Source organism: Paenibacillus sp. FSL R10-2778, assembly GCF_038593035.1.
Taxonomy (GTDB): Bacteria; Bacillota; Bacilli; order Paenibacillales; family Paenibacillaceae; genus Paenibacillus_AQ; species Paenibacillus_AQ odorifer.
Genome location: NZ_CP151956.1, coordinates 6485263 through 6510176, shown reverse-complemented (window position 1 = coordinate 6510176; position 24914 = coordinate 6485263). Strand labels below are relative to the sequence as shown.

Genomic DNA, 24914 nt, shown 5'->3' with positions numbered 1-24914 from the left:
TAGGGAGGAAATAAGAACATGGAACAATTGCGTAAGAGTGACCCGGCAGTACTGGAAGCGATGGAACTGGAACTGAAACGTCAGCGTGCCAACATTGAGCTTATTGCCTCAGAGAATATCGTTAGCGAAGCCGTAATGGAAGCTATGGGCTCCGTGCTTACGAACAAATATGCAGAAGGTTATCCAGGCAAACGTTATTATGGCGGCTGTGAAGATGTAGATATCGTTGAGAACCTTGCTCGTGATCGGGCAAAAGAATTGTTTGGCGCGGATCATGTCAACGTACAACCACATTCCGGCGCTCAAGCAAATATGGCAGTTTATCTGGCTGCACTTAAGCCTGGCGACACCGTTCTTGGAATGAATTTGGCGCACGGTGGTCATTTGACACATGGTAGCCCAGTTAATGCTTCTGGATTGCTTTATAACTTCGTTGCTTATGGAGTACAAGAAGATACTTTCCTAATTGATTATGATGAAGTACGTAAAGCAGCCTTCAAACACCGTCCAAAAATGATTGTAGCTGGTGCTAGTGCCTATCCGCGTATTATTGATTTCGAAAAACTTGGCGCTATCGCCAATGATGTGGGTGCGCTATTTATGGTAGATATGGCCCATATCGCAGGATTGGTTGCTGCTGGTCTTCATCCGAGCCCGGTTCCTCATGCTCATTTCGTTACAACTACTACGCATAAGACTTTGCGCGGTCCCCGCGGAGGTATGATTATGTGCAGACAGCCATGGGCAGCTGCTATTGATAAAGCGGTATTCCCTGGTTCCCAAGGTGGACCTCTGATGCATGTAATTGCTTCAAAAGCAGTCGCATTTGGTGAAGCATTGCAGCCATCCTTTAAGACTTATGCTCAAAATGTAGTGAAGAACGCTAATGTTCTTGCAGAAACGTTGATCAGCGAAGGGGTTAACATTGTATCCGGAGGTACAGATAACCACTTGATGCTGCTGGATACCCGTAATCTGAACATTACCGGAAAAGATGCGGAAAAAGTACTAGATTCCATCGGGATTACTGTGAATAAAAACGCAATTCCATTTGATCCTACAAGTCCTTTCGTAACAAGCGGTATTCGTATTGGTACACCTGCAGTCACATCCCGTGGTATGGACGAGCAGGCGATGGTCACTATTGGACGTATCATTGCTAATGTTCTAAAGAATCCGAAGGATGAGGCAAACTTGGCAGAATCTGCGCGTCAAGTGGCTGAGTTGACTGACCAATACCCTCTTTATCCAGAGTTGAAATACTAATTCTTTGCTTCTAATAAGAAATGATTCTGCCTCCATCCATACCCTCTTCCGGGTTTGATGGAGGCTTTTTTGTTGCATATTGTTCACAAATATCACTGTAGGTAATAGATGAAATTGAATGAAACTAATCATGAAAGTTCATGGAACTTTCAATAAAATTAGTGAAAATAATGTGAATAGTATGAAAAAGCCAAAGTTGCACAACATAATCTAGGTTTTATAAGTGATTGGTTTCCTAATTAAGCCAATCATTACCTTTAAAAACAAGGAAATACAAAGGAATATGTTCAATGTGAGTTCAAGTACCATTCTGAGGTGAAATGCAGCGGCGGGAGTGCTATAATAGACAGGATTTAGCCACTGAGAAGCAAAGCGCTTTCTATGGCTATAGACAAGACTTACAATTACCGGAGGGACAGTAAATGGGAAAATTGGTGATTTGCGATCATCCTTTAATTCAACACAAACTAACATTTATTCGCGACGTTAGAACAAACACGAAGGATTTCAGAGAACATGTTGACGAAGTTGCCACATTGATGGCTTATGAGATTACACGTGATATTCCACTAGAGACCATTACGGTACAAACACCGGTCACTGAGACGGAAAGCAAAGTGATTTCGGGAAGAATGCTGGGGCTTATTCCTATTCTTCGTGCGGGTTTAGGTATGCTTGAAGGTGTACTGAAGCTTCTACCTGCGGCTAAAGTAGGACATGTAGGGCTTTTCCGTGATCCAGACACTCTTCAACCAGTGGAGTATTATATCAAGCTTCCAACGGACGTACAGGAACGTGAATTGATAGTAATTGATCCGATGCTTGCTACAGGCGGATCCGCAATTGCTGCGATTACCTCACTGAAGAACCGTGGCTGTACACAGATCAAAATGATGAACTTGATTGCAGCGCCAGAAGGTGTTGCTGCAGTTCAGGAAGCTCATCCGGATGTTGATATTTATGTAGCAGCGCTTGATGATCATTTGAATGAACATGGTTACATCGTGCCAGGTCTTGGTGATGCTGGTGACCGTCTTTATGGAACCAAGTAATAAGTAATTAAGTATTAAGTATAGTAATGCGAGAATATTTGATGAGAGGGTAGGGGTTATGTCCAAAATCAAAGTAATGACTATTTTCGGAGTGCGCCCCGAGGCGATCAAGATGGCTCCTCTGGTTCTTGAACTGAAGAAGCATCCTGAGCATATCGAATCAATAGTATGTGTAACAGCACAGCATAGAGAACTGCTCGATCAAGTGTTGGAAGTGTTTAATATCACCCCTGATTACGATTTGGACGTGATGAAGGACCGTCAGACCTTGAATGAGATTACTATTCGTGTGCTTGAAGGTTTGGAACCTGTACTGAAAGAAGTTAAACCTGACCTCGTGCTGGTGCATGGGGACACCTTAACAACGTTTTTAGCTAGTTACGCTTCCTTCCTGCAGCAAATTCAGGTTGGGCACGTAGAAGCAGGACTTAGGACATGGAACAAATTGTCTCCGTATCCTGAAGAAATGAACCGTCAACTCACAGGTGTGTTAGCTGATCTGCATTTCGCTCCAACCGATTTGTCAGCTAACAATCTGAGACACGAGAACAAAAAAGAATCAAGTATTTATATCACAGGCAACACCGTAACTGATGTGTTTCAATATACCGTACAGCCGGATTACCGGCATCCTGTTTTGGATTTTGCTTCAGGAAAAAGACTTATTTTGATGACCGCTCACCGCAGAGAATCTCAAGGTGAACCGCATCGTAATATCTTCCGAGCTATTAAAAGAATCGCTGATGAATTCGAAGATGTCGCCATTGTTTATCCTGTGCATCCGAGTCCTGCCGTTAAGGAACCTGCGCATGAGATACTGGGAGGACATCCGAGAATTAAGCTGATTGATCCGCTGGATGTCGTGGACCTGCATAATTTTTATCCGCATACCCACTTGATATTGACCGATTCCGGCGGTCTGCAAGAGGAAGCTCCTTCTTATGGAGTGCCTGTTCTTGTGCTTCGTGATACAACGGAGCGTCCCGAAGGGATAGAGGCTGGAACGCTGGAACTTGTGGGCACGGACGAGGAGAAGGTGTATCAACGGACACATGCTCTTTTGACTGATAATGAGCTCTATCAGTCGATGAGTCGGGCCGCCAACCCGTATGGAGATGGCAAGGCTTCCCAACGGATTGTCAATGCGATTTTGCACCATTTTGGTGTTAATAAGGAACGTCCTGAAGAGTTTCACAGAATGTTCACAAAAAATAAATAATTTCAATTAAACTAATATCTGATCTGATTAAAATCAACATACAGTGAAACTGTACGGTTTATATGGTTTTGGAACGTTTTGCTGTGATTATTTTCATGTTTTCAAGGGTTTTTAGGCAATGTTCAATGAATTGACAAAGACTCAGGAAATTCAGTAAAATTAGTTGGGATTGTAGCCCATGAAAGAACAAAATAGCAAGGACAGCTTGTTACAGACCGCGCTTGTCATTGGAAGTGCAGGCACTTTGCTTGCCGCTTACATTCTTATTGGTTTTTTTGCGGCAAGATGGCTGAAAGACCTGATGGAGGGGCCGAAATATTGGCTCGCCATTGGCACTATAACTGGAATGATTCTGGGAATTGTGAATGTCGCCTTGTTAATTAAAAAATTTTTGGGGGAGCAGAATGGATAATATGACTCCCATGATCAATACCGTCACTAGAGTTACGCTCGTCCTTATGGCAGGACTCTTAATGGGCTGGGTGCTTCATCATGAGACCCGGGCAATTACACTGGGCATGACTCTGGGTCTGGTGGCGGGATTGGTAAACTTTCGTTATCTGGCCGTCAAGGTTCGACGGGTTACGCAGTCGATTGCGAGCAACGAAGGGAATGCCTTCAGCCTCGGTTTTGTTACACGGATTAGCTTCGCAATTTTGGTCACCATGTTCTCGGTCAAGATTGAGCATTTCTCCCTGGTAGCAACTGTTTCGGGCGTATTCATTCCTCAGCTTCTCGCCATTCCTGCGGGGATATATCTGAGTGTGAAGAATAAGCTTTAACCAGATTAAAGAGAAAGGGGGATGATACTATGCATGACATGCCGAAAATATTTGTCGGGGGAATACCGATAGATTTATCCGCCGTGTTGATGCTTCTGATCAGTTGTACAGTGGTATTTGTTCTGGTTATGCTTTCGGTTCGTAAGCTTTCCGTTGAAAATCCATCCAAGCTTCAGAACTTCATGGAATGGGTTGTGGAATTTGTAGAGGGTGTCATAAGCAGTGCCATGGATCTGAAGAAAGGAAAACCTTACATATCTTTAGGGTTGACATTGATTCTGTTTATCTTTGTTTCCAATCTACTTGGATTGCCTTTCTCCGTTGTAACTGAGGCGCATGGGCCTGTAACAGTGTTTGGCCACGTGATTGAAGCAACTAAGAACTTGGCGAATGGTGAGCATGCAGAAATTTTATGGTACAAGTCGCCAACTGCTGACATTAATGTCACTGCAGGATTGGCAATCATAGTATTTGTACTGATGAACTTTCTGGGCATTAAGCTCAACGGCAAACATTATTTCAAACACTACATCGAGCCGTTTCCAATCTTTTTGCCACTGAACATTATCGAAAACCTGGCAAAACCTGTAGCGTTGGCTATTCGTCTATTCGCTAACATTTTCGCCGGAGAAGTACTAATTACAGTCATTTTGAAGCTGGGGATTCTCAGTATTCCGTTCCTGGCTGTATGGCAGGGCTTCAGTATTTTCGTCGGGGCGCTACAAGCATTTATCTTTACGATTCTGACGATGGTTTATATCGCACAGATGACGATTCACGAAGAAGAAGCACATTAATGAACTGCTGCGAAGAGAACGGCTATCGTCTGATTTTCCTTCGTGGGAGATATCTTATATCATTAAACACAAATATGAACCGAAATTAAAGGAGGATATTTACAAATGGAATTTTTAGCAGCAGCAATAGCGGTTGGATTGGGTGCACTTGGCGCAGGTCTTGGTAACGGTATGATCGTTAGTAGAACAGTTGAGTCCATCGCTCGTCAACCAGAAGCGAAAAATGCTTTGCAAACAACAATGTTTATTGGTGTAGGTATCGTCGAAGTTATTCCGTTGGCAGCAACAGTTATCGCATTCCTGATTATGTTTACTTAATAAACCGTAGTTACGGTTTGGCGGGGACGGCCGATGCCATCCGCGCCTTACTTTTGTATACGTCCGCATGACGCGGTAACGGAAGGGAGTGACCTCAGTGGATATTGTTTGGACAAACATAGTATTTTCAATTGTCGCCTTTGGGATTTTATATTTCTTGCTTAGCAAGTATGCGTTCAGCAAACTTTTTGCAGTTATGGAGAAACGCCGTGAGCTGGTAATGCAGCAAATGGACGAAGCTGCGAAGACTAGAGAACAAGCGGTCGCGTATGTGGAAGAGCAGAAGCAAGCGCTGAACAGTGCACGCCAGGAAGCTCAACAGATTATTCAACAATCGCAAATCACAAGCAATCTACAGGTAGAACAAACTTTGGCACAAGCCAAAGCAGATGCAGCACGTGTCAAAGAAGAGGCCGTGCGTGATATCGAGAACGAAAAGAACAAAGCAGTGGAAGAGTTGCGCAGCGAAATTGGAACGGCATCTGTTCGTATTGCTTCTAAACTTCTTAAGAAAGAAGTTAGTGCTAACGGCGAGCAGGAGCAACTTGTGAACCAATACCTCAAAGAGGTAGGAGGCCAATCATGAGCCGCGATACGGTAGTTGCCAAGCGCTACGCTAGAGCATTGTACAGTGCAGCGGTAGAGAAAGGGATTACCCTTGAAGTAGAAGAAGAGCTCAAGGCAGTGGTTGGATTATTACATTCCGACCAAGAGATAAAGCGGTTTATTCTTGCACCGCGCATCTCGGAGTCCGACAAGCTGAAAGTGCTGCGCACAGCGCTTCAAGATAAGCTCTCTCCCATCGTGATGAACATTGTAGAATTGTTAGTAGAGCGAGGCAGAACCGATATTTTTGCCGATCTGCTGGATACGTATATCAAGATTGAAGGAGACGCTCTTGGCATTGGTGATGCTAAGGTATACTCTGTTTATTCTTTAAGTGAAGAAGAAAAAGCAGCTGTAGCTGCAGAATTCGGCCAACTCGTAAACCGTAAAATCCGGATTACGAATGTGGTGGACCCAAGCCTGTTGGGAGGACTGAAAGTTTATATCGGCGATACGCTGTATGACGGCAGTCTGTCTAACAAATTGGAGCGTCTCGAGAAATCCTTTAATGATAAGCATAGAAGATAGGGGTGAGGATATTGGGCATCAGACCTGAAGAGATCAGCACTTTGATCAAAAGTCAAATTGAGGAATATAAAGCCGATATCGAAGTTGCCGAAGTCGGCACCGTCATTCAAGTCGGCGACGGTATCGCCCGTGTCTACGGTCTGGAAAACGCAATGGCTGGCGAATTGCTAGAGTTCTCCAACGGAGTAGTGGGCATGGCGCTCAATCTGGAAGAAAGCAACGTCGGTGTTGTTATTCTGGGTGAGTACAAGGAAATTCGTGAAGGCGATCAAGTAAAACGTACAGGACAAATTATGCAAGTTCCTGTTGGTGAAGCTCTGCTCGGTCGTGTAGTTAACGCACTTGGTATGCCGCTTGACGGCAAAGGCCCAATTGCTACAACTGAATTCCGTCCTGTAGAAAATAATGCACCAGGTGTTATCGATCGTAAATCGGTACATGAACCGATGCAAACAGGTCTTAAAGCCATTGATGCGATGGTACCAATCGGTCGTGGACAACGCGAACTTATCATTGGTGACCGTCAAACAGGTAAGACTGCAATCGCAATTGACGCGATTATCAACCAAAAAGGCAACGGCATGAAATGTATTTATGTTGCCATTGGTCAAAAGCAATCCACAGTAGCACAGGTTGTAGAAACACTTCGCCGTCATGGCGCTTTGGAATATACAATCGTTGTAACTGCATCGGCTTCCGAGCCGTCCCCATTGTTGTATATTGCTCCATACGCAGGTTGCGCAATGGGCGAATACTTCATGTACAAGGGCGAGCACGTACTGATCATTTACGATGACCTTTCGAAACAAGCTTCAGCTTATCGCGAATTGTCCTTGCTGCTTCGTCGTCCACCGGGTCGTGAAGCATTCCCGGGTGACGTATTCTACTTGCACTCCCGTCTTTTGGAGCGTGCAGCTAAGCTTAGTGATGAGCTCGGTGGTGGTTCATTAACCGCACTTCCATTTATCGAAACACAGGCATCTGACGTATCAGCTTACATTCCTACGAACGTAATCTCGATTACAGATGGTCAAATCTTCCTTGAATCCGATCTGTTCTACTCTGGTCAACGTCCGGCGATCAACGTCGGTATCTCCGTTTCCCGTGTAGGGGGCTCCGCTCAAATCAAAGCAATGAAGAAGGTAGCCGGCTCGCTCCGTCTGGATCTTGCCCAATATCGCGAACTTCAAGCCTTCTCACAGTTCGGCTCAGATCTTGATAAATCTACACTTGCCCGTCTGAATCGCGGGGCACGTATGATGGAAGTTCTGAAACAAGGTGTGAATCAGCCGTTGTCTGTTGAGCATCAAGTGCTTAGCTTGTACACAGCTGTAAAAGGATATTTGGATGATATTCCAGTTAAAGACGTAAAACGTTTTGAAAAGGAATTCCTTGCTTACATGGATAGCAGTGCAGCTGATGTAGCTCAATCCATCAGGGATACAAAAGATTTGACAGCTGATAACGAAGCCGCTCTTAAAGCAGCGATTGATACCTTTAAAAGAGGTTTCGCTACTAGCTAATATAGATAGACTTTAACGGATTTTACTAAGTGAGCTTTGGCTCTGCCGAAGCTCAGGCTGTGCTTATGAAGTAGCTTTGACTTCGTCAAAGTTAAGAGAATGCTTACGAAGTTAGCTTTGACTCCGTCAAAGCTCTAAGGTGGTGAAATCATGGCAAGAAGCATGCGTGATATTAAACGTCAAATTAAGAGTGTTCAAAACACAAGACAGATCACAAAAGCGATGGAAATGGTAGCCGCATCCAAGCTGAGAAAAGCTCAGGAGAAGGCAATTGCCGCCCGTCCTTATGCTGAGAAGCTAAAAGAGGTTGTATCGAGCATTGCGGCTGGCACAGAAGGTGTTCAACACCCTATGCTGGTTAGCCGCCCTGTGAAGAAGACTGGTTATCTAATCGTTACCTCTGATAGAGGGCTTGCAGGTGGTTACAACGCTAATATTTTGCGTAAGGTGACGATGCTCATCGCGGAGAAGCATAAGTCCAAAGATGAGTACGCATTGTTTGTTATTGGTCGTAAGGGCCGTGACTTTCTACGTCGCCGTGAATATCCGATTGTACAGGAAGTTACTGAGCTATCGGATGCGCCGAAGTTTGCTGACATCAAGTCTATCGCGAATTCGGCAGTACAGCAGTTTGTAGATGGTACGTATGATGAGTTGTATGTTTGTTACAATCAATTCGTCAATGCTATCACCCAGATCCCGACCGTTGAGCGACTGTTGCCTATGGATGGAGTAGGGAATCAAGAGCATCATGAAGCTTCTGCAAACTACGAATATGAACCTTCACCGGAAGGCGTGCTAGAAGTATTGCTTCCAAAGTACGCTGAAACTTTGATTTATAGCGCTATTCTGGATGGCAAGGCCAGTGAGCTGGGTGCGAAAATGACAGCTATGGGCAGTGCAACGAAGAACGCGTCGAAAATGATCGGAGAACTTACCCTTACGTACAACCGTGCCCGTCAGGCGGCAATTACGCAGGAAATTACCGAGATCGTGGCCGGAGCGAACGCGCAGTCTTAAAATACAAGGAAAGTTAAACTAAGTGCTTAACTTGTCTTGTGTTTTACGAGAAACAGTGTCGCTTGCTTAGGGTGCATAGCTCCTTAAGAACGGCACTGTAAGTTCTTCTTAAAATATAAGAAAGTATGGTTTTACACTATACAAAATGCTTATATTTCTACGAGAAACGGTTGTCATCTTTATATGACGACAACGTCGTTTCTTCTTGATGTAACAGCTTTCGAGGAGGGAAAAGAAGATGAACAAAGGACGCGTTGTAAGCATTATGGGTCCGGTTGTCGATATTGAATTTGAACGCGGCCAGTTGCCCGAGATTTTCAACGCTATCAAAATTGAAACCGTCTTGGACAATGGTCGTCAGCTTAACCTAACACTTGAGGTTTCCAATCACTTGGGAGACAATCTGGTACGTTGTATCGCGATGTCTTCTACTGATGGTCTGGTTCGTGGACTGGATGCAATCGATCAAGGAGGTCCAATCTCGGTTCCTGTAGGGGAAGCGACATTAGGCCGTGTATTTAACGTACTTGGCAATCCAATTGATAACGCTGGTGAAGTTCTTGCTGAGAAAAAGAACCCGATTCACCGTCTCGCACCAACATTTGATGAATTGTCAACACAAGCGGAAATCTTGGAAACAGGTATTAAAGTTATCGACTTGCTCGCACCTTATGCTAAGGGTGGTAAAGTCGGCCTCTTCGGCGGTGCCGGCGTAGGTAAAACAGTAACAATCCAGGAATTGATTAATAACATTGCCCAAGAGCACGGTGGTATTTCCGTATTCGCAGGTGTCGGTGAACGTACTCGTGAAGGTAATGACCTTTATCACGAAATGACGGATTCCGGCGTTATTAAGAAGACAGCAATGGTCTTCGGACAAATGAACGAGCCTCCAGGTGCACGTCTTCGTGTAGCTTTGACCGGTTTGACCATGGCGGAATATTTCCGTGATGTGGAAGGCCGCGATACGCTGCTCTTTATCGATAATATATTCCGCTTTACCCAAGCGGGTTCCGAAGTATCCGCTCTTCTCGGCCGTATGCCATCTGCGGTTGGTTATCAGCCGACTCTGGCTACTGAAATGGGCCAGCTGCAAGAGCGTATCACATCGACTAAAAAAGGTTCAGTTACATCGATTCAAGCAATCTACGTACCGGCGGATGACTACACTGACCCTGCTCCGGCTACAGCGTTTGCTCACTTGGATGCAACAACTAACCTTGAGCGTAAAATTTCCGAGAAGGGGATTTTCCCAGCGGTTGACCCACTGGCTTCCAGCTCGCGTTTGCTCGCTCCAGAAATTGTTGGTGAAGAACATTACAACGTGGCACAAGGTGTTAAACAATTGCTGCAACGTTATACCGAGCTTCAAGACATCATTGCCATCTTGGGTATGGATGAATTGAGTGAGGATGATAAGGTTATCGTAGCTCGTGCTCGTAAAGTTGAACGCTTCCTGTCGCAGCCATTCCACGTGGCTGAACAGTTCACTGGCTTTAAGGGTAAATATGTACCAATCAAAGAAACTGTACGCAGCTTTAAGGAAATCCTGGATGGTAAGCATGATGATCTTCCAGAAGCAGCTTTCCTATTTGTAGGTACGATTGAAGAAGCAGTAGAAAAAGCGAAATCGATGTAACCTGAGCTTAGCTAATGCTTTCGATGCAAGCTTTACTTCGTAAAGCTTAGTGCATGCTTTCGAAGCGAGCTTTACAATGTAAAGCTTTAAGGAGGAATGGAAGTGAATACCTTTTTGTTGGAAATTGTCACGCCGGAGCATCTCGTTTACTCCAAGCAAGTGAATAGCTTGATTGTAAGAGGGGTCGAAGGCGAGTTGGGTATTTTGCCGGGACACATTCCGCTTGTGACTCCACTTCAGGTTGCTCCGTTATCCGTCAAATCGGACGGTGTTACGATCTCCATCGCTGTTCATGGCGGGTTCGTTGAAGTGCATAAGGACAAAGTAACCGTGCTGGCTGAAAGTGCCGAGCTGCCGACAGATATCGATGTTGAGCGCGCCGAAGCGGCTAGAGAACGGGCTCAACGCCGTCTCCAGACTCGGAGCAAACAAGATGATATCGATCACCGCCGTGCGGAATTGGCGCTGCAACGCGCTGTTACACGGATTAAAGTGTCCACTGGAAAAGGACAACAGTAGGATAAAAGCAGTCAAGCCTTAGGGTTTGACTGCTTTTTATTATAGTAATCTATTGAAAAAAGGTTAAAATTTCTTCATTATTTTGGATAATGGCGTTGAATTGTTTAAAAATTTGTAAAAGTACTGGATTCTTTTGCCCTTCACAAGTATGATATAAGAGTCGATTTCCGAGTAATACGAACACGGAGGGTTAGCATGGAGGATATATTGTCGGGTGGGTTGTCTAGCGCAGTTGGAACCAGCAGTATGGTCTCAATGATTGTATCTTTGCTCAGTGTTGTATTATCTTGGTGGGCATTGCAGAACCTTAAGCTCGATTTGGTCATAAGATATCCCAAGAGTCCTCAGGGAAGGCTGCTGCACTTGCTGTTGGCCATTGTACTTGGTCGTTTTGTAGCGGGGTTCTTCCTGGATTACCTGAGCTGGAGTGGGATGATCCGATATATGTTTTAAGGGGATGTAGTTTGGTTATAAGTGTCTTAGGTCGCAGTGGTCAAAAGGTGTCGAATAATAAGGTTTTATTATGTCAACACTGAACTTTAAGGAACATGCCCGAGTAAATGGGCGTATTGATGGAGTAGAGAACTTTTTTGCAATTACTTTAATCTAAAAAAATAATTTAAGAAATAATGGACGCGGAGGGAAACCGAAAATGAGCAAATTTATCGTCCGCGGTGGCAACAGATTGACCGGGAGCGTGAAAGTTAGCGGCGCAAAAAATTCCGTATTACCGATCATAGCCGCCTCTCTATTGGCAGAAGAAGGAGTAAGCGTCATTGTAGACGCACCTCCGCTTGATGATGTGATGACGATATCAAAAATGCTGGAATCTCTGGGTGCAGGGGTTACATATCAGAACGATATTATCCAAGTGGATGCTACAAATATCACATCCTGTGAAGCACCTTATGAATGGGTTCGAAAAATGCGGGCGTCTTTTTTAGTCATGGGCCCACTGTTATCTAGACTTGGTCAGACAAGAATTTCCCTGCCAGGCGGCTGTGCCATTGGTACACGACCGATTGATCAGCATTTGAAAGGGTTTGAAGCACTGGGTGCGGAGATTAGTCTCGGCCAGGGCTACATTGAAGCGAAAAGCAACGGACGCCTGCGCGGTGCCAAAGTGTATTTGGATGTAGCAAGCGTAGGTGCGACCGAAAATATAATGATGGCAGCTACACTAGCCGAAGGCGTGACCGTTATCGAGAATGCGGCTAAGGAGCCTGAGATTGTCGACCTGGCCAATTACTTGAATGGTATGGGCGCAATCGTACGCGGTGCGGGAACAGGCGTTATCCGTATTGAAGGGGTAGAACGTCTGCATGGGGTCAAACATCATGTAATCCCTGACCGTATCGAAGCAGGTACGTACATGGCGGCTGCAGCAATTACCGGTGGCGATGTATATGTGGAAGGCGCAATTGCTGATCACTTAGGTCCTGTTATTGCTAAGATGGAAGAAATGGGTGTAACCATTATTCCTGACGAGAACGGTATTCGTGTAATCAGTGACAAGCCTCTCAAAGCTGTTGATTTGAAGACTTTGCCGTATCCAGGTTTTCCTACGGATATGCAGTCGCAAATGATGGCATTATTGCTGCGTTCTGAAGGTACCAGTGTCGTTACAGAAACTGTATTTGAGAACCGGTTTATGCATGTGGATGAATTCCACAACATGAACGCTGAGATTAAAATCGAAGGTCGCTCGGCGATCGTTACAGGTAATGCACAATTGGTCGGAGCTAAGGTTTGTGCTACGGATCTGCGTGCGGGAGCTGCGCTTATTTTGGCAGGTCTGGTTGCTGAAGGCACTACTGAAGTAAGCGGAACTCATCATATTGACCGCGGGTATGTTCATTTGGCTGAGAAACTGTCCGGACTGGGTGCGGAAATTTGGCGCATCTCCATGGAAGACACTTCAGCGCAAACCGTGAAGGATGAAGTTCTTAAACCGGAAGTATCCAAGAGTGAATCGACTAAAAACGAAGAGGTTAAACCACGCTTTCAGGTTCAACCAACTTGGGTATAATATCAATCATTAGGAGAGACCAGGCTGCAGTTTGCAGCTTGGTCTTTTTTTATGGAATCCTCATTTGATGGGGATTTTTTTGTATGCAATTTAATAGCCTGTGGTCTAGTAATAGATTGAGGACAGGAACTCTCTTTCTCTCAAATTGTGTTCTAGCAGTTGCTGCAAATTCATATCTATAAGAATCACCAGTGATTCACGGAAGGAGCCATAGAGATGAAAGATTTCCGCTACTTGCGAAGAAACAAGACAACGCGCTGGCACTCGCGTCCCCTTGCTCCCCGGCGCAGGCGACTCATCCCCGTCGCCTGGCTCGCAGCGCCTTTCCTGGCGGCGCTGCTGATTCCGCTGGCGGTTGTCCCACTACACCGGGGACAACCGGCGCCTGTGGCCGTGCCGGCGGTCACGGCCCCTCCGGCGGCGCCGGAGACGGCTGCGCAGGAAGCGCCGCAGCCGAACGTCTCTGTCTATTTGTCGCACAGCGGACAAATAGAGACATTGCCGCTGGAGGACTACGTCCGCGGCGTGCTTGCGGCCGAGATGCCGGCCGACTTTGAGCTTGAAGCGCTCAAAGCGCAGGCCGTAGCGGCCCGCACCTTTATCATGCGCCGCCTGGTGGCTGGCGACAGAAGCGGCGTACCCGTTCCGGAGGCGGATGTAACCGATACGGTAAGCCATCAGGCTTACATATCTAAGGACACGCTGGAACGGCAATGGAAGCTCGGCGGAAGAAGCGCCGACCTTGCAAAGCTGCAGCGCGCGGTCCTTGAGACGCGCGGAGTGATCATGACTTATAAAGGGCAGCCGATAACGGCCTCCTTTTTCGCCTCCAGTGGAGGATATACTGAGAACTCAGAAGAGTATTGGAATGCAGCGATTCCCTATCTGCGCAGCGTGACGAGTCCTTGGGAGAAAGAGATTACCCCAAACTATGCAGTGACTAACACCTTTACTGTTGCTGAAATACTTACTAGATTGGGTCTGAACGATAAAGTCATTCCAGCCTCCAAAGAAACTACCAATTCAGGAACTACAACGAAGATTTCATCATCTTCGAGATTACCTATGGAAGTGTTGTCTCTTACCACTGGACATCGGATTAAAGAGGTCTCAATTGGAGGCTCTATATTTACTGGACGTGAAGTGAGAGAGAAGCTGGGCCTACGATCCAGCCAATTCAGTTGGAGTCGTAAGGGGAATAAGATCTTAATCACGACCTTCGGAAATGGGCATGGAGTAGGGATGAGCCAGTGGGGGGCAAATGGTATGGCTAAAGAGGGTGGAACTGCTACCCAAATTCTCAAACACTATTATAGTGGTATCTCATTTACACAAATCTCAACTCTTCTGAAAAAATAACTTGAAAGATACGTATAAAAGAGAAAACCCCGGTAACACTGGTTACTGAGGTGATAACCATATGAATGAACAAGACAAAAACAAAACAAACCAAGATGAATCTCTCAAAAAAACTCAGGGAGATTTACCTGGCGCAAAACCTTCTTCATGGAACAGACTGGTATCTAAACGTTGGGTATTCCCAGCAGTCTACACGGCGGCAGCGGCAATTATACTAACCTTGGTGTGGGTCTATCAGGATGCCGGCCAGAAGCCGCTCAACCAGGACACTGCCGCCACTTCGCATCAAGTAGGAACTTCCGCTAACGAAGCTGGTACAACAACCGGTGGTCCAGATGCACTTGAAGTTGTTGCTTCAACGGAAAGTATGACTTGGCCAGTAGCTAATCCAGGTGAAGTAGAAGTAGTTAAGCCGTATTATGATGAGAATGGTACAGAGGACAATCACGTTGCCGCTATGGTGCAATATAACGACAAATTTATTCCTAATGTCGGAATCGATATTGCCCGTGAAGACAACAATACGTTCGATGTTAAAGCAGCGCTCAGCGGTGAAGTGACCAGAGTGGAAGATGTTGCGGTATTAGGTAAAGTGATTGAAATTACCCATCAAGGTAATTTGAAGACTGTATACCAAAGTCTTGGTGAAACAAAAGTTAAACAAGGCGATGTAGTGAAGCAAGGAGATACTCTTGCCACAGCTGGTCGCAGTGAGATCGAAAAGGACCTTGGAAATCATGTACACTTTGAAGTGTACGAAGATGGCAAAGTAGTCAATCCATCGGATTTACTGCCACAGCGATAAAAATTTCTATAGCAGGGGGCGAAAGCCCCCTATTTTTTTGTGTATATAAGGATTTTTAAGGTTGTGTTTGTGATGAGCCTTTTGTTTACGCGGGAAACGGTTGTTGACCTAAAGGGAGAACGACGGCTTTTCATCATGCTAATAACACGGGTTATTAGGTTGTCCATTAAATAAAATGAGCCCTCCATAGCTTGTCATGTCTTGAAAGCGCGAATATATAAGCCCGCCCCTCATATAATGTACCAAACTATCCACAGTTGGGAGGCGGGAGCGTGCACGATTACATCAAGGAACGTACGATCAAAATCGGACGCTGCATCGTGGAAACCAGGCATACGGTCCGGACCATAGCCAAGGAATTTGGCGTTTCAAAGAGCACGGTGCATAAAGATTTAACTGAGCGTCTGCCAGAGATCAACCCTGATCTGGCCGATCAGGTGAAGCACATTCTCGAATATCACAAGTCCATCCGACATCTTCGGGGGGGAGAAGCCACAAAAATCAAATATAAAAAATCGACGGGGAAAAAACGTGAGGTTGCTGTAGCATCAAAGCCATGAGATTTTCGGAAATTTAAGGAAATATTCAGCTTTAATACATTGTGTACTTCCCCTAAAGTATGGTATTTTTAAATTTAGTACTAACTGCTGTTTTTTCAATTAAAATAACACTTTGGGGGCTCTTTCATTATGTTTAGCAAGGATATCGGAATCGACCTCGGCACGGCCAATGTGCTCATACATGTTAAAGGAAGGGGAGTCGTTCTGGATGAACCTTCCGTGGTCACACTTGAAAGTGATACGAAGAGAGTCCTTGCGGTGGGAGAACAGGCACGTCGCATGGTTGGACGTACACCTGGAAATATTATAACAATCCGTCCTCTACGGGATGGTGTCATTGCAGATTTTGAAATCACAGAAATGATGCTCAAGTATTTTATCGACCGCGTTGGCGGCCGGTCCTGGTACGCACGGCCCCGTATTCTGATTTGCGCCCCTACAAATATTACATCTGTGGAACAGAAGTCCATACGGGAAGCGGCAGAGCGGAGCGGGGCTAAGGAAGTTTTTATGGAGGAAGAGCCAAAAGCCGCTGCAATCGGAGCGGGAATGGATATTTATCAGCCTAGTGGGAACATGGTCGTCGATATCGGTGGCGGAACGACGGATGTAGCCGTACTTTCTATGGGCGACGTCGTTACCGCTTCTTCGATTAAAGTCGCAGGAGACAAGTTCGATGAGGCCATTTTAAGATATATTAAACAAAAGTATAAGCTGTTAATCGGTGAACGTACGGCAGAGGATATTAAGGTTACAATTGGCACCGTGCGTCCAGGCCTGATGCAGGCTGAAATGGATATTCGTGGTCGTGATATGGTAAGTGGACTCCCTCAGACGCTCACTATTACTTCAGGCGAGGTAAAAGAAGCACTATGGGATCCGGTTTCTTCTATTGTGGCAGCTGCTAAGTCCGTTCTGGAACGTACACCGCCTGAGCTATCAGCAGATATTATTGACCGGGGTGTTGTTCTAACTGGTGGTGGCGCTTTACTTAATGGATTGGACGAGCTCCTCTCAGAAGAATTACATGTTCCGGTGTGGATAGCGGAAGACCCGATGCATTGTGTAGTTAAGGGAACCGGAATAATGCTAGATAATTTGGACAAGGTCGTTAAGAAAAAGTTCTAAGCAGCCGATATAAAAGGTAGCAAAAGATTCGGAAGGGGACTACCTTCATGATAAGAGGATTATATACAGCCGCTGCAGGTATGGTTACACAGCAGCGTAGACATGATACGGCAACACAGAACATCGCTAACTTGAATACAACGGGGTACAAGCAGGTTGACAGTGTCAATCATGCTTTTCCGGATGTATTGATCTCTGCTATGAGTAATGGCAATACAAAGCCAGTGGGGCGCCTTAACACTGGGGTTTTTGCAGAACAATCGATATCCCAATATTTACAGGGTGATTTAAGGGAGAGCGGCAAGACCATGGATTTTGCTTTATCTACGGATTTGCAAGTAGCTGATCCTGTGACAGGTCAAAATATCTCCTTTGATGGTTCAGGCAAATATGTAAGCCCTGAGGGTGAGGTTGTTTATCGTCCACAGGCCTTCTTTACTGTACAGGATGCTGAAGGGAATAATCTGTATACGCGAAATGGGAGCTTCTCAATAAACGCGGCTACAGGAGAGGTACTGAGCAGTGGTGGCTTCAAGGTTCTTGATTCCACAGGCAAGCCCCTTGTCTTGACAGGAAATCAGGACACCCTTAAAGTGGACGGGCAGGGTAATTTGCTTAATCCAGTAACAGGACTTCCGACAGGGACCAAGCTTGGTGTGAGTGTAGTAACAAAGCCACAGGAGCTTGTACGTGACGGTAATGGTGTATTTCACGCTGATGATGTAGAGGCGGCAGATATCCGTTTCTCTAACGGAACAGATAACATGCAAGTACGCCAAGGTTACCTGGAAAGCTCCAATGTAGATCCTACTCAGGTTACTGTGGATTTGAATGCCGCCTATCGGGCTTATGAAGCGAACCAGAAGATTGTTCAATATTATGATGGCAGCTTGCAGAAGGCTGTAAGTGAAGTTGGCAGGGTATAGGCAGTGCTTAGGAATGAGCTTTACAGGTAGAGCTTATAGGAGGTTTGATCTATGAACAACTCAACGATTAGTGCAGCAGTCTCCATGTCGAGCCTTCAGCAGCGGCTTGATATTATAGCGGATAATCTAGCCAACATGGATACCAATGGTTATAAGAGCAAGCAGGGCTCTTTTGAGGACGTGCTGACTCGTGTACAACAGCAATCAGATGATTATGACCAACCGGGCCGTTCTACACCTCTAGGCTTTAATATGGGTTTTGGGACTTATGTGCCTTCGATCTCAACGAATTGGGAAGAGGGACCCCTTAAAGAAACAGGGAGTCCGACCGACTTAGCCATTCAGGGCAACGGGCTTTTTGGTGTTCAGGTCAATGGTACTACGGCGTACACACGTCAGGGTGATTTTCACTTTATTCCTGATACGACTGATGCTAAAAAGATGGTATTGGTTGATAACACTGGAAACTCTGTTTTAAATACAGAGGGCAAACCTCTAACGGTTCCTGTAGGTGTGAATGCTGCTATCGATGAATCCGGTCGTGTGTTAACGAAAAAGACAGAGAATGGACCTGTTCAGGTAGCGGGTACTATAATGATAGTAGAACCTAAGACACAGAATGCCTTAAAGGCTGTCGACGGGAATTTCTATATGCTTGCAGATGGAGTTACAGCACAGCAGGCTTTTGTACAAAGAGCGGCAGGCGAGGCATCTGGAATTGGAGTGCGCTCAGGATGGCTAGAGCAGTCGAATGTCGATATGACCTCAGAAATGACAGAAATGATGCAGATTCAACGCACGTATCAACTCGTAGCTCGGGCACTTTCGTCCAGTGATCAGATGTTTGGTCTAGCCAATAACATGCGCGCGTAGAGGTGAAGGAATGGATCGACAGGAAAAAGTTAAATCGGAAGAGAAGAAAGAACCCTCTCCACGAGGGATCTCCAAATGGACCATGATACAATGGGTTCTTATTCCCTTGCTTCTCGTAGCTGCACTTGGAGGCGGCCTGGCCGTCGGTTACGTTGTCCTGGGTAAGAAAGAGTTAAGCGATGCTCTGCAGTGGAGCACGTGGAGACATGTATATGATTTGGTTTTTGCTCCATAAATGAAGATGATTTAACCACTCCCTTGTTATACAAGGGAGTTTTCTTTTTTATGCTGAAAAATGTATAATGGTGGGGGGCCTCGGGCAGCAAAAAGGGCCCTCTCCGCCATGCTGCCGCATCCGGTGGAGAAAGCCCCTTATCTCAACCTCCACTTCTGCAGTTGGTGAAGGATAAATATAGTTTTTACCGAACCTGCCTAATTTTATGCATTTCGGCAAAGAATAAAAGAAAATGTGCAACATCCGAAAGGAGTTTTGTCATAATGCTGGATATCAACCAAATTCAAGAAATCATCCCCCATCGGCCTCCATTTCTGCTGGTGGACAAAATTATCGAGATTGAAATGGGCAAAAAAGCTGTAGGAATCAAAAATGTAACGATCAATGAACCGTTCTTTGTAGGTCACTTTCCGGGCTATCCGGTAATGCCGGGTGTACTGATTACAGAAGCCCTTGCACAAGTGGGTGCGGTTGCTATCCTGGGAGTAGAGGCTAATCGCGGCCGAATCGGTTTTTTAGCTGGGCTGGACGGATTCCGTTTCCGCGGTCAAGTAGTACCGGGCGATACACTTACTCTTGAAGTAGAGATCACCCGCCTTAAGGGCAGCATCGGAAAAGGACAAGCTACTGCTTCCGTTGAAGGTAAGGTTGTAGCCTCTGGAGAAATTATGTTTGCTCTGAGCTAAATATTTTATTTTTCTATAAATATATCTAAAGGAGAGATTCATATGACTCAATTAAGTGCGAAAGCGGCAGACACATTATCCCGCTGGTTGCAGGACCCTTCTGTTGACGAGGCTACAAAGGCAGAGCTTCGCGCTCTGGAGAATGAGCCACAGGAGCTTGAAGAGCGTTTTTACAGAGACTTAGAGTTTGGTACAGGCGGCTTGCGTGGGGTTATTGGTGCGGGCAGCAATCGTATCAATCGTTATACTGTTGGCAGAGCTACACAAGGCTTCGCTAATTATATTCTAGAAAAGCATACTGGAGAAGGCAGACCTTCGGTTGTTATCGCGCATGACTCTCGTCGCTTCTCGCCTGAATTCACACTTGAGGCTGCTCTTGTACTGGCTGCTAATGGCATCGAGGCGCATTTGTTTACCTCCCTTCGATCAACACCACAGCTGTCATTCAGCGTGCGTTATTTGAAAGCAACGGGTGGTATTGTAATCACCGCGAGCCATAACCCTCCTGAATACAATGGTTATAAGGTCTATAATTCGGAAGGCGGACAGCTTGTACCACACGAAGCCGAAAAGGTCATTTCTTACATACTAGAGGTTGACACTTTTGATGGTGTAAAGCGGATTTCGCAAGAAGAAGCTGAAGCTCAAGGGCTGTTGCACTGGCTAGGAGAGAAGGATGACGAAGCGTTTACCGATACTGTTGCTGCGGTCAGTCTTGCAAGTGAAGAGATTGCCTCTACGCTTGGAAAAGACTTCAAAATCGTATACACTCCGCTGCATGGTACAGGTAATTTGCCAGTCCGCCGTGTACTTGAGAAAATCGGGTTCACCCAGGTACATGTTGTACCTGAGCAAGAACAGCCGGATTCTGAATTCTCTACAGTGAAATCGCCGAACCCGGAGGAGCGTGAAGCTTTTACGCTGGCTATGAAGCTGGGCGAAGAGTTGAATGCTGACCTTTTGATTGGTACAGATCCTGATGCAGACCGTATGGGTGCGGTAGTTCGCGACAATGAAGGTAAATTTGTTGTTCTGTCCGGTAATCAATCCGGAGCACTGATGATTCATTACTATTTGAGTCGTTTGCAGGAACAAGGAAAGCTGCCTAGCAATGGTGCGGTTGTAAAGACTATCGTTACTAGTGAAATGGGGGCTGCTGTAGCTTCTCATTATGGTGCAACTGTATTTAATACGCTGACTGGCTTCAAATATATTGGAGAAAAGATGACCCAGTTCGAACAATCCGGAGAATACACATATCTTTTCGGATATGAAGAAAGCTATGGTTATCTTGCAGGCAATTATGCTCGCGATAAGGATGCTGTTCTTGCTGCTATGCTTATCGCTGAAGCAGGTGCTTATTATAAAGCTCAAGGCAAAACATTATATGATGTTCTTCAGGAATTGTACAAGCAGTTCGGATACTTCTTGGAAAGCTTGGAGTCCCGTACGCTGAAAGGCAAAGATGGCGTTGCGCAAATTCAAGGAATCATGAATGATTGGCGTTCTAATGCACCACAAGAAATTGCTGGATCTGCCGTAACAGAAATTCAGGATTATTCCCTGGGCTTAAATGGACTGCCGAAGGAAAATGTACTGAAGTATTTGCTGGCTGACGGATCTTGGTTCTGCCTGCGCCCTTCCGGCACAGAACCTAAGATTAAGGTTTATTTTGCAGTAGTGGGTGACTCCCTGCAGAATGCTAAGGATAAGGTTGCTGCACTGTCGAAACAGGTTATGGCTCGCGTTGACGGGGGACAATAATAAATATAGAGTGCTTTCTATATTGTGAATTATATTTTACGTAGAAACGGGTACCGTCTCTAAAAGGATGACGATCCGTTTCTACTTTTGTTAAAAGAGTTTTTAAAGCGAAAGAGGAGGTACTTTTGGTGCGGCAAAAATGGCAACGTTGGAATATTACTTCCCGAAAGTGGCTGTGGATCATAGTTGTGGTTGGCGTTATAGCAGCCTTGCCTGTGGTCTATGATCGACTGCAGACGGAGAAGTCTTCCAAGACAGTAGAATTTGTATTTGATTATCGTGATCTGGTTGATGTAGCCAGCTATCGTGCAAATCCACAAGATTATATTTCCGAACAGTTAGATCGCCTTAAAGACGCTGGTGTACAGAGCATGGCGATTTACGAAAGCACATTGGAAGATTACCGTAAGGCGCGTCGTCTAATGATATGGGGTGCGGCTGATATAGCTAATCTTACGGACACGATCATTCCTGAAAATGAAAACTATACCTATATTCTTTTTACCAGTGCTGATTACAGCGATACTTTAGCGCCTGTAATTAAAGAAGCATTTAGTAATCTTGGGATTAATTCAAGAGACTGGAGTTTCCGCGGACAGCAGGGTCTTATCATCGAGACCCCGCTAGAAGACGCTACATTGAAGCCGCTGCAGCCCGATCCATTTACACTGGACATGCTGCATAACAAGGGATTCAGTATTGTACCTCGTCTTGTGGATTCTCTGACTTATAATGAAGCCACGGTAAAGAAGCTGTTGGATCGTTATGAGGAATTGGGTGTTAAACGGATTCTATTTGAAGGTGAGTCTGTTAAAGGGTTTAATGATGATGCCGATACTGGCAGTATCACTGACTTTGCTAATCTCCTTAAGGAACGTGGAATGGGGATTGCAGCAATTGAGAATATTAAAAAACAGCAAAAGGGCTTTAACAGGCTCGCTTATTTGCTGGATTATAATGTGACACGTTTATATTCCCTTAGTGAGGGAGATTCTGCCTTAGATCCAAAAGTAATTTCGGACCGTTTCGCTCTGGCAACAAAGGATCGGAATATCCGCATGATCTACTTAAACACGATTCCTGCAAGAAATACTGCTAAGGCACAGGTTACAGATACATTAGATAACCTTATTACCAGCCTAAGCGAACCAGGCGGAGCAGTTGAGCAGATTAAAGACAATGGATTTAAACTGGGACAAGCTACGGCATTTGAGGTTGTAGATTCCTCTTATCAACGTTACTTTAAGCTAGTTGCGGTGGTTGGGGCAGTGTCTTTAGTGGCTCTGCTGGTCTCTTACTTCATTCCACAGCTCACGCTTGCTGCCTGGGTGTTAGGTCTGATTGGAAGTGCAGGCCTGATGCTAGTGAAGCCTGAAATGTTTGAACAAGCGCTCGCGCTTGCCGCTGCGATAAGTGCACCAACGCTTGCCGTTGTGCTTGCCATTCGTAAGGTTAATGAAATGGGGCCACCTCTACGGAGCAATCCCCTTACCTATAAGGCTATGAGCCCGCAACGCCGGTTTACACATAGCTTAGTGCTTTATTTTAAGACTTCACTGATCTCTTTGAGCGCTGTGCCGTTTATGATAGCACTGCTTAATAATGTTACTTATAGCCTGGTTCTCAACCAGTTCCGTGGTGTCAGTCTGCTTCATATGGCGCCTATCGGTCTTGTGGCACTTTACGTGCTTTTGTATCGCGGGGATTTTGTTTTTAACAAGACAGGTAAGCTGCTGCGGACACCAATCACATTTGCGATGATTATTATTGCCTTTGTTTTGGCGGTTGTTGGCTATTATTACATGACCCGTACAGGTAACGGTGGCAGTGTGAGTCCGTTGGAAATGGTTTTACGTACATTCTTGGAAAATACGGTTGGCGTTCGACCGCGTAATAAAGAGTTTTTGCTAGCGCATCCGTTATTAATTCTTGGCGCATTCTTGGCCTTTAGATATCGGAATGCAGCGTTTATCATGATTATTGCTGTAATCGGTCAGCTCTCGATGGTAGATACCTTTGCTCATATTCACTCGCCAGTTCTGATCTCGCTCATTCGTGGCTTGCTCGGTCTTGGATTAGGACTGATCATTGGTGTGATTGCCGTAATCGTATGGCAAATTGCAGAAGGGTGTTGGAAACGATGGTCGCCACTCCTAAAAAGATAGTTATTTCCGGTTATTACGGTTTCCATAACAGCGGGGATGAGGCGGTACTGCAATCTATATTGATTGCACTGCAACAACATGCTCAAGCTGCAGGAATAGAGATAGAACCCATTGTCTTGTCCATCGATCCTGAGTGGACTAGCGCCACATATGGAGTGAAATCTGTGCACCGGATGAAGCTGGTTGAAGTCCGTCAAGCTATTTATGAGAGTTCTGGTCTGATCAGCGGTGGAGGCAGCTTGCTGCAAGATGTAACAGGAAGCAAGAGTATTCCTTACTATTTAGGTATTATCAAGCTTGCGCAGTGGATGGGTAAACCGACCTTTATTTATGCTCAAGGAATCGGTCCTGTGAATCGTAAGCTTTTCCACCCATTAATCAAATCAGTGTTTCGCAAATGTACCTATATCTCTGTGCGGGATGAACAATCCCGCGAGCTTTTACTTTCTATGGGATTAGAACGGAAGAACATAGAGGTTGTTCCTGACCCGGTGATGGGCTTATCTTTACCTGAAGATACTGATGCTGCTGAATTACCAGAGTCTTCAGATTCACTTCCGGTAGTAGGTATTTCGGTACGTTATTGGGAACAAGATCACAAGGAGCTGAACGCTCTTGCTCAAGGCTTGATTAAGGCGAATCTTGAAAAACCATTGCATTTAAGATTCCTTCCGTTTCATCTTCCATCTGATATTGAAGCCTCACGTTATGTGATGGAGAAGCTGGAAGAAAATATAAGCCAGCATGGGGGGCAGGTCAGTATTTGTGAAGATGCCAGTCATCCGCAACACATGCTGCGGGAAGTAGGGCAATGTGAAGTGCTGATCGGAATGCGTCTTCATAGCCTGATTTATGCCGCAGGGCGGCGAGTTCCGCTGATTGGTATCTCTTATGATCCGAAAATTGATCATTTTCTAGACAGAGTTCGGTGTCAGCCTGTGGGCACGACCCAATCATTAGATGCTGGACAAGTTGCTGCTGAGATAGGCCATCTTTTGGAAACAGCAGAGGGATGGAAAAATGAGCGGGAGACGATCCTTTCCTCGTTGATTCAAGAAGCAGGGGCTCCAGCACGGCAAATCGTAGAATATTTCCACCATAAAGGATGATCTAAA

Annotated in this window: 26 protein-coding genes; all 26 read left to right on the top strand. The window is 45.5% G+C overall.

What is annotated here, in order from left to right:
• Window positions 1–18 precede the first annotated feature (18 nt).
• Window positions 19–1266: a serine hydroxymethyltransferase gene (glyA, locus tag NST40_RS29205; RefSeq protein ID WP_038573642.1), complete on the top strand. Its 1248-nt coding sequence runs from the start codon at window positions 19–21 to the stop codon at window positions 1264–1266.
• Between the two features lie 422 nt (window positions 1267–1688).
• The gene (gene upp, locus NST40_RS29200) at window positions 1689–2318 is read left to right on the top strand and encodes a uracil phosphoribosyltransferase (protein WP_036681583.1); all 630 of its coding nucleotides are present in this window, start codon (window positions 1689–1691) and stop codon (window positions 2316–2318) included.
• A 58-nt stretch (window positions 2319–2376) separates the two neighbouring features.
• Window positions 2377–3537 (top strand): UDP-N-acetylglucosamine 2-epimerase (non-hydrolyzing), encoded by a 1161-nt coding sequence (gene wecB / locus NST40_RS29195; RefSeq protein WP_076123932.1) that lies wholly within the window; start codon window positions 2377–2379, stop codon window positions 3535–3537.
• A 178-nt stretch (window positions 3538–3715) separates the two neighbouring features.
• Window positions 3716–3949 carry an AtpZ/AtpI family protein gene (locus NST40_RS29190; protein ID WP_036681579.1) on the top strand — a complete coding sequence of 78 codons (234 nt, stop codon included), beginning with the start codon at window positions 3716–3718 and terminating at the stop codon, window positions 3947–3949.
• The gene (locus NST40_RS29185; RefSeq protein ID WP_036681578.1) at window positions 3942–4319 is read left to right on the top strand and encodes an ATP synthase subunit I; all 378 of its coding nucleotides are present in this window, start codon (window positions 3942–3944) and stop codon (window positions 4317–4319) included. Before NST40_RS29190 ends, NST40_RS29185 begins: the two co-directional genes overlap by 8 nt.
• Window positions 4320–4348: 29 nt before the next feature.
• Window positions 4349–5116 carry a F0F1 ATP synthase subunit A gene (gene atpB / locus NST40_RS29180; protein ID WP_036681575.1) on the top strand — a complete coding sequence of 256 codons (768 nt, stop codon included), beginning with the start codon at window positions 4349–4351 and terminating at the stop codon, window positions 5114–5116.
• 105 nt (window positions 5117–5221) lie between these two features.
• Window positions 5222–5434: a F0F1 ATP synthase subunit C gene (atpE, locus tag NST40_RS29175; protein WP_036681574.1), complete on the top strand. Its 213-nt coding sequence runs from the start codon at window positions 5222–5224 to the stop codon at window positions 5432–5434.
• 97 nt (window positions 5435–5531) lie between these two features.
• Complete coding sequence (gene atpF / locus NST40_RS29170; protein WP_076123930.1) at window positions 5532–6020, top strand: F0F1 ATP synthase subunit B; 489 nt, start codon at window positions 5532–5534, stop codon at window positions 6018–6020.
• Window positions 6017–6568, top strand: coding sequence for a F0F1 ATP synthase subunit delta (locus NST40_RS29165; protein WP_076123928.1), 552 nt, complete (start codon window positions 6017–6019; stop codon window positions 6566–6568). Before atpF ends, NST40_RS29165 begins: the two co-directional genes overlap by 4 nt.
• Before the next feature lie 11 nt (window positions 6569–6579).
• Window positions 6580–8091, top strand: a complete 1512-nt coding sequence (atpA, locus tag NST40_RS29160; protein WP_036681566.1) for a F0F1 ATP synthase subunit alpha — start codon at window positions 6580–6582, stop codon at window positions 8089–8091.
• 150 nt (window positions 8092–8241) lie between these two features.
• Window positions 8242–9111: an ATP synthase F1 subunit gamma gene (gene atpG, locus NST40_RS29155; RefSeq protein ID WP_036681564.1), complete on the top strand. Its 870-nt coding sequence runs from the start codon at window positions 8242–8244 to the stop codon at window positions 9109–9111.
• Between the two features lie 238 nt (window positions 9112–9349).
• The gene (atpD, locus tag NST40_RS29150; protein ID WP_036681562.1) at window positions 9350–10750 is read left to right on the top strand and encodes a F0F1 ATP synthase subunit beta; all 1401 of its coding nucleotides are present in this window, start codon (window positions 9350–9352) and stop codon (window positions 10748–10750) included.
• 102 nt (window positions 10751–10852) lie between these two features.
• The gene (locus tag NST40_RS29145) at window positions 10853–11269 is read left to right on the top strand and encodes a F0F1 ATP synthase subunit epsilon (RefSeq protein WP_036681559.1); all 417 of its coding nucleotides are present in this window, start codon (window positions 10853–10855) and stop codon (window positions 11267–11269) included.
• 195 nt (window positions 11270–11464) lie between these two features.
• Complete coding sequence (locus tag NST40_RS29140) at window positions 11465–11722, top strand: DUF1146 family protein (protein ID WP_036681556.1); 258 nt, start codon at window positions 11465–11467, stop codon at window positions 11720–11722.
• A 199-nt stretch (window positions 11723–11921) separates the two neighbouring features.
• Window positions 11922–13298, top strand: a complete 1377-nt coding sequence (gene murA / locus NST40_RS29135; protein ID WP_076123926.1) for a UDP-N-acetylglucosamine 1-carboxyvinyltransferase — start codon at window positions 11922–11924, stop codon at window positions 13296–13298.
• A 216-nt stretch (window positions 13299–13514) separates the two neighbouring features.
• Window positions 13515–14657: a stage II sporulation protein D gene (gene spoIID / locus NST40_RS29130; protein ID WP_076276919.1), complete on the top strand. Its 1143-nt coding sequence runs from the start codon at window positions 13515–13517 to the stop codon at window positions 14655–14657.
• Window positions 14658–14718: 61 nt separating this feature from the next.
• Complete coding sequence (locus tag NST40_RS29125; RefSeq protein WP_341004064.1) at window positions 14719–15462, top strand: M23 family metallopeptidase; 744 nt, start codon at window positions 14719–14721, stop codon at window positions 15460–15462.
• A gap of 272 nt (window positions 15463–15734) precedes the next feature.
• Window positions 15735–16022, top strand: a complete 288-nt coding sequence (spoIIID, locus tag NST40_RS29120; RefSeq protein ID WP_036681548.1) for a sporulation transcriptional regulator SpoIIID — start codon at window positions 15735–15737, stop codon at window positions 16020–16022.
• A 129-nt stretch (window positions 16023–16151) separates the two neighbouring features.
• Entirely contained in the window at window positions 16152–17150 is a 999-nt protein-coding gene (locus NST40_RS29115; protein WP_036681546.1) for a rod shape-determining protein, read from the top strand.
• 47 nt (window positions 17151–17197) lie between these two features.
• Entirely contained in the window at window positions 17198–18076 is an 879-nt protein-coding gene (locus NST40_RS29110; protein ID WP_038573634.1) for a flagellar hook-basal body protein, read from the top strand.
• Between the two features lie 51 nt (window positions 18077–18127).
• Window positions 18128–18949: a flagellar hook-basal body protein gene (locus NST40_RS29105; RefSeq protein WP_076099680.1), complete on the top strand. Its 822-nt coding sequence runs from the start codon at window positions 18128–18130 to the stop codon at window positions 18947–18949.
• Between the two features lie 10 nt (window positions 18950–18959).
• A complete protein-coding gene (locus NST40_RS29100) occupies window positions 18960–19184 on the top strand; it encodes a DNA-directed RNA polymerase subunit beta (RefSeq protein ID WP_036681538.1) in 225 nt (74 codons plus the stop codon).
• A 263-nt stretch (window positions 19185–19447) separates the two neighbouring features.
• Entirely contained in the window at window positions 19448–19870 is a 423-nt protein-coding gene (gene fabZ / locus NST40_RS29095; RefSeq protein ID WP_036681536.1) for a 3-hydroxyacyl-ACP dehydratase FabZ, read from the top strand.
• Window positions 19871–19912: 42 nt separating this feature from the next.
• Window positions 19913–21634: a phospho-sugar mutase gene (locus tag NST40_RS29090; protein WP_076219973.1), complete on the top strand. Its 1722-nt coding sequence runs from the start codon at window positions 19913–19915 to the stop codon at window positions 21632–21634.
• A 128-nt stretch (window positions 21635–21762) separates the two neighbouring features.
• Window positions 21763–23799 carry a DUF5693 family protein gene (locus NST40_RS29085; RefSeq protein ID WP_076219972.1) on the top strand — a complete coding sequence of 679 codons (2037 nt, stop codon included), beginning with the start codon at window positions 21763–21765 and terminating at the stop codon, window positions 23797–23799.
• Entirely contained in the window at window positions 23775–24908 is a 1134-nt protein-coding gene (gene csaB, locus NST40_RS29080; protein WP_076276917.1) for a polysaccharide pyruvyl transferase CsaB, read from the top strand. Before NST40_RS29085 ends, csaB begins: the two co-directional genes overlap by 25 nt.
• The last annotated feature ends 6 nt before the right edge of the window (window positions 24909–24914 follow it).

Coding starts and splice junctions, on each gene's coding strand:
- glyA (WP_038573642.1), top strand. CDS start 19: ATGGAACAATTGCGTAAGAGTGACCCGGCAGTACTGGAAGCGATGGAA.
- upp (WP_036681583.1), top strand. CDS start 1,689: ATGGGAAAATTGGTGATTTGCGATCATCCTTTAATTCAACACAAACTA.
- wecB (WP_076123932.1), top strand. CDS start 2,377: ATGTCCAAAATCAAAGTAATGACTATTTTCGGAGTGCGCCCCGAGGCG.
- NST40_RS29190 (WP_036681579.1), top strand. CDS start 3,716: ATGAAAGAACAAAATAGCAAGGACAGCTTGTTACAGACCGCGCTTGTC.
- NST40_RS29185 (WP_036681578.1), top strand. CDS start 3,942: ATGGATAATATGACTCCCATGATCAATACCGTCACTAGAGTTACGCTC.
- atpB (WP_036681575.1), top strand. CDS start 4,349: ATGCATGACATGCCGAAAATATTTGTCGGGGGAATACCGATAGATTTA.
- atpE (WP_036681574.1), top strand. CDS start 5,222: ATGGAATTTTTAGCAGCAGCAATAGCGGTTGGATTGGGTGCACTTGGC.
- NST40_RS29165 (WP_076123928.1), top strand. CDS start 6,017: ATGAGCCGCGATACGGTAGTTGCCAAGCGCTACGCTAGAGCATTGTAC.
- atpG (WP_036681564.1), top strand. CDS start 8,242: ATGGCAAGAAGCATGCGTGATATTAAACGTCAAATTAAGAGTGTTCAA.
- atpD (WP_036681562.1), top strand. CDS start 9,350: ATGAACAAAGGACGCGTTGTAAGCATTATGGGTCCGGTTGTCGATATT.
- NST40_RS29140 (WP_036681556.1), top strand. CDS start 11,465: ATGGAGGATATATTGTCGGGTGGGTTGTCTAGCGCAGTTGGAACCAGC.
- murA (WP_076123926.1), top strand. CDS start 11,922: ATGAGCAAATTTATCGTCCGCGGTGGCAACAGATTGACCGGGAGCGTG.
- spoIID (WP_076276919.1), top strand. CDS start 13,515: ATGAAAGATTTCCGCTACTTGCGAAGAAACAAGACAACGCGCTGGCAC.
- NST40_RS29125 (WP_341004064.1), top strand. CDS start 14,719: ATGAATGAACAAGACAAAAACAAAACAAACCAAGATGAATCTCTCAAA.
- NST40_RS29115 (WP_036681546.1), top strand. CDS start 16,152: ATGTTTAGCAAGGATATCGGAATCGACCTCGGCACGGCCAATGTGCTC.
- NST40_RS29110 (WP_038573634.1), top strand. CDS start 17,198: ATGATAAGAGGATTATATACAGCCGCTGCAGGTATGGTTACACAGCAG.
- NST40_RS29105 (WP_076099680.1), top strand. CDS start 18,128: ATGAACAACTCAACGATTAGTGCAGCAGTCTCCATGTCGAGCCTTCAG.
- NST40_RS29100 (WP_036681538.1), top strand. CDS start 18,960: ATGGATCGACAGGAAAAAGTTAAATCGGAAGAGAAGAAAGAACCCTCT.
- fabZ (WP_036681536.1), top strand. CDS start 19,448: ATGCTGGATATCAACCAAATTCAAGAAATCATCCCCCATCGGCCTCCA.
- NST40_RS29090 (WP_076219973.1), top strand. CDS start 19,913: ATGACTCAATTAAGTGCGAAAGCGGCAGACACATTATCCCGCTGGTTG.
- csaB (WP_076276917.1), top strand. CDS start 23,775: ATGGTCGCCACTCCTAAAAAGATAGTTATTTCCGGTTATTACGGTTTC.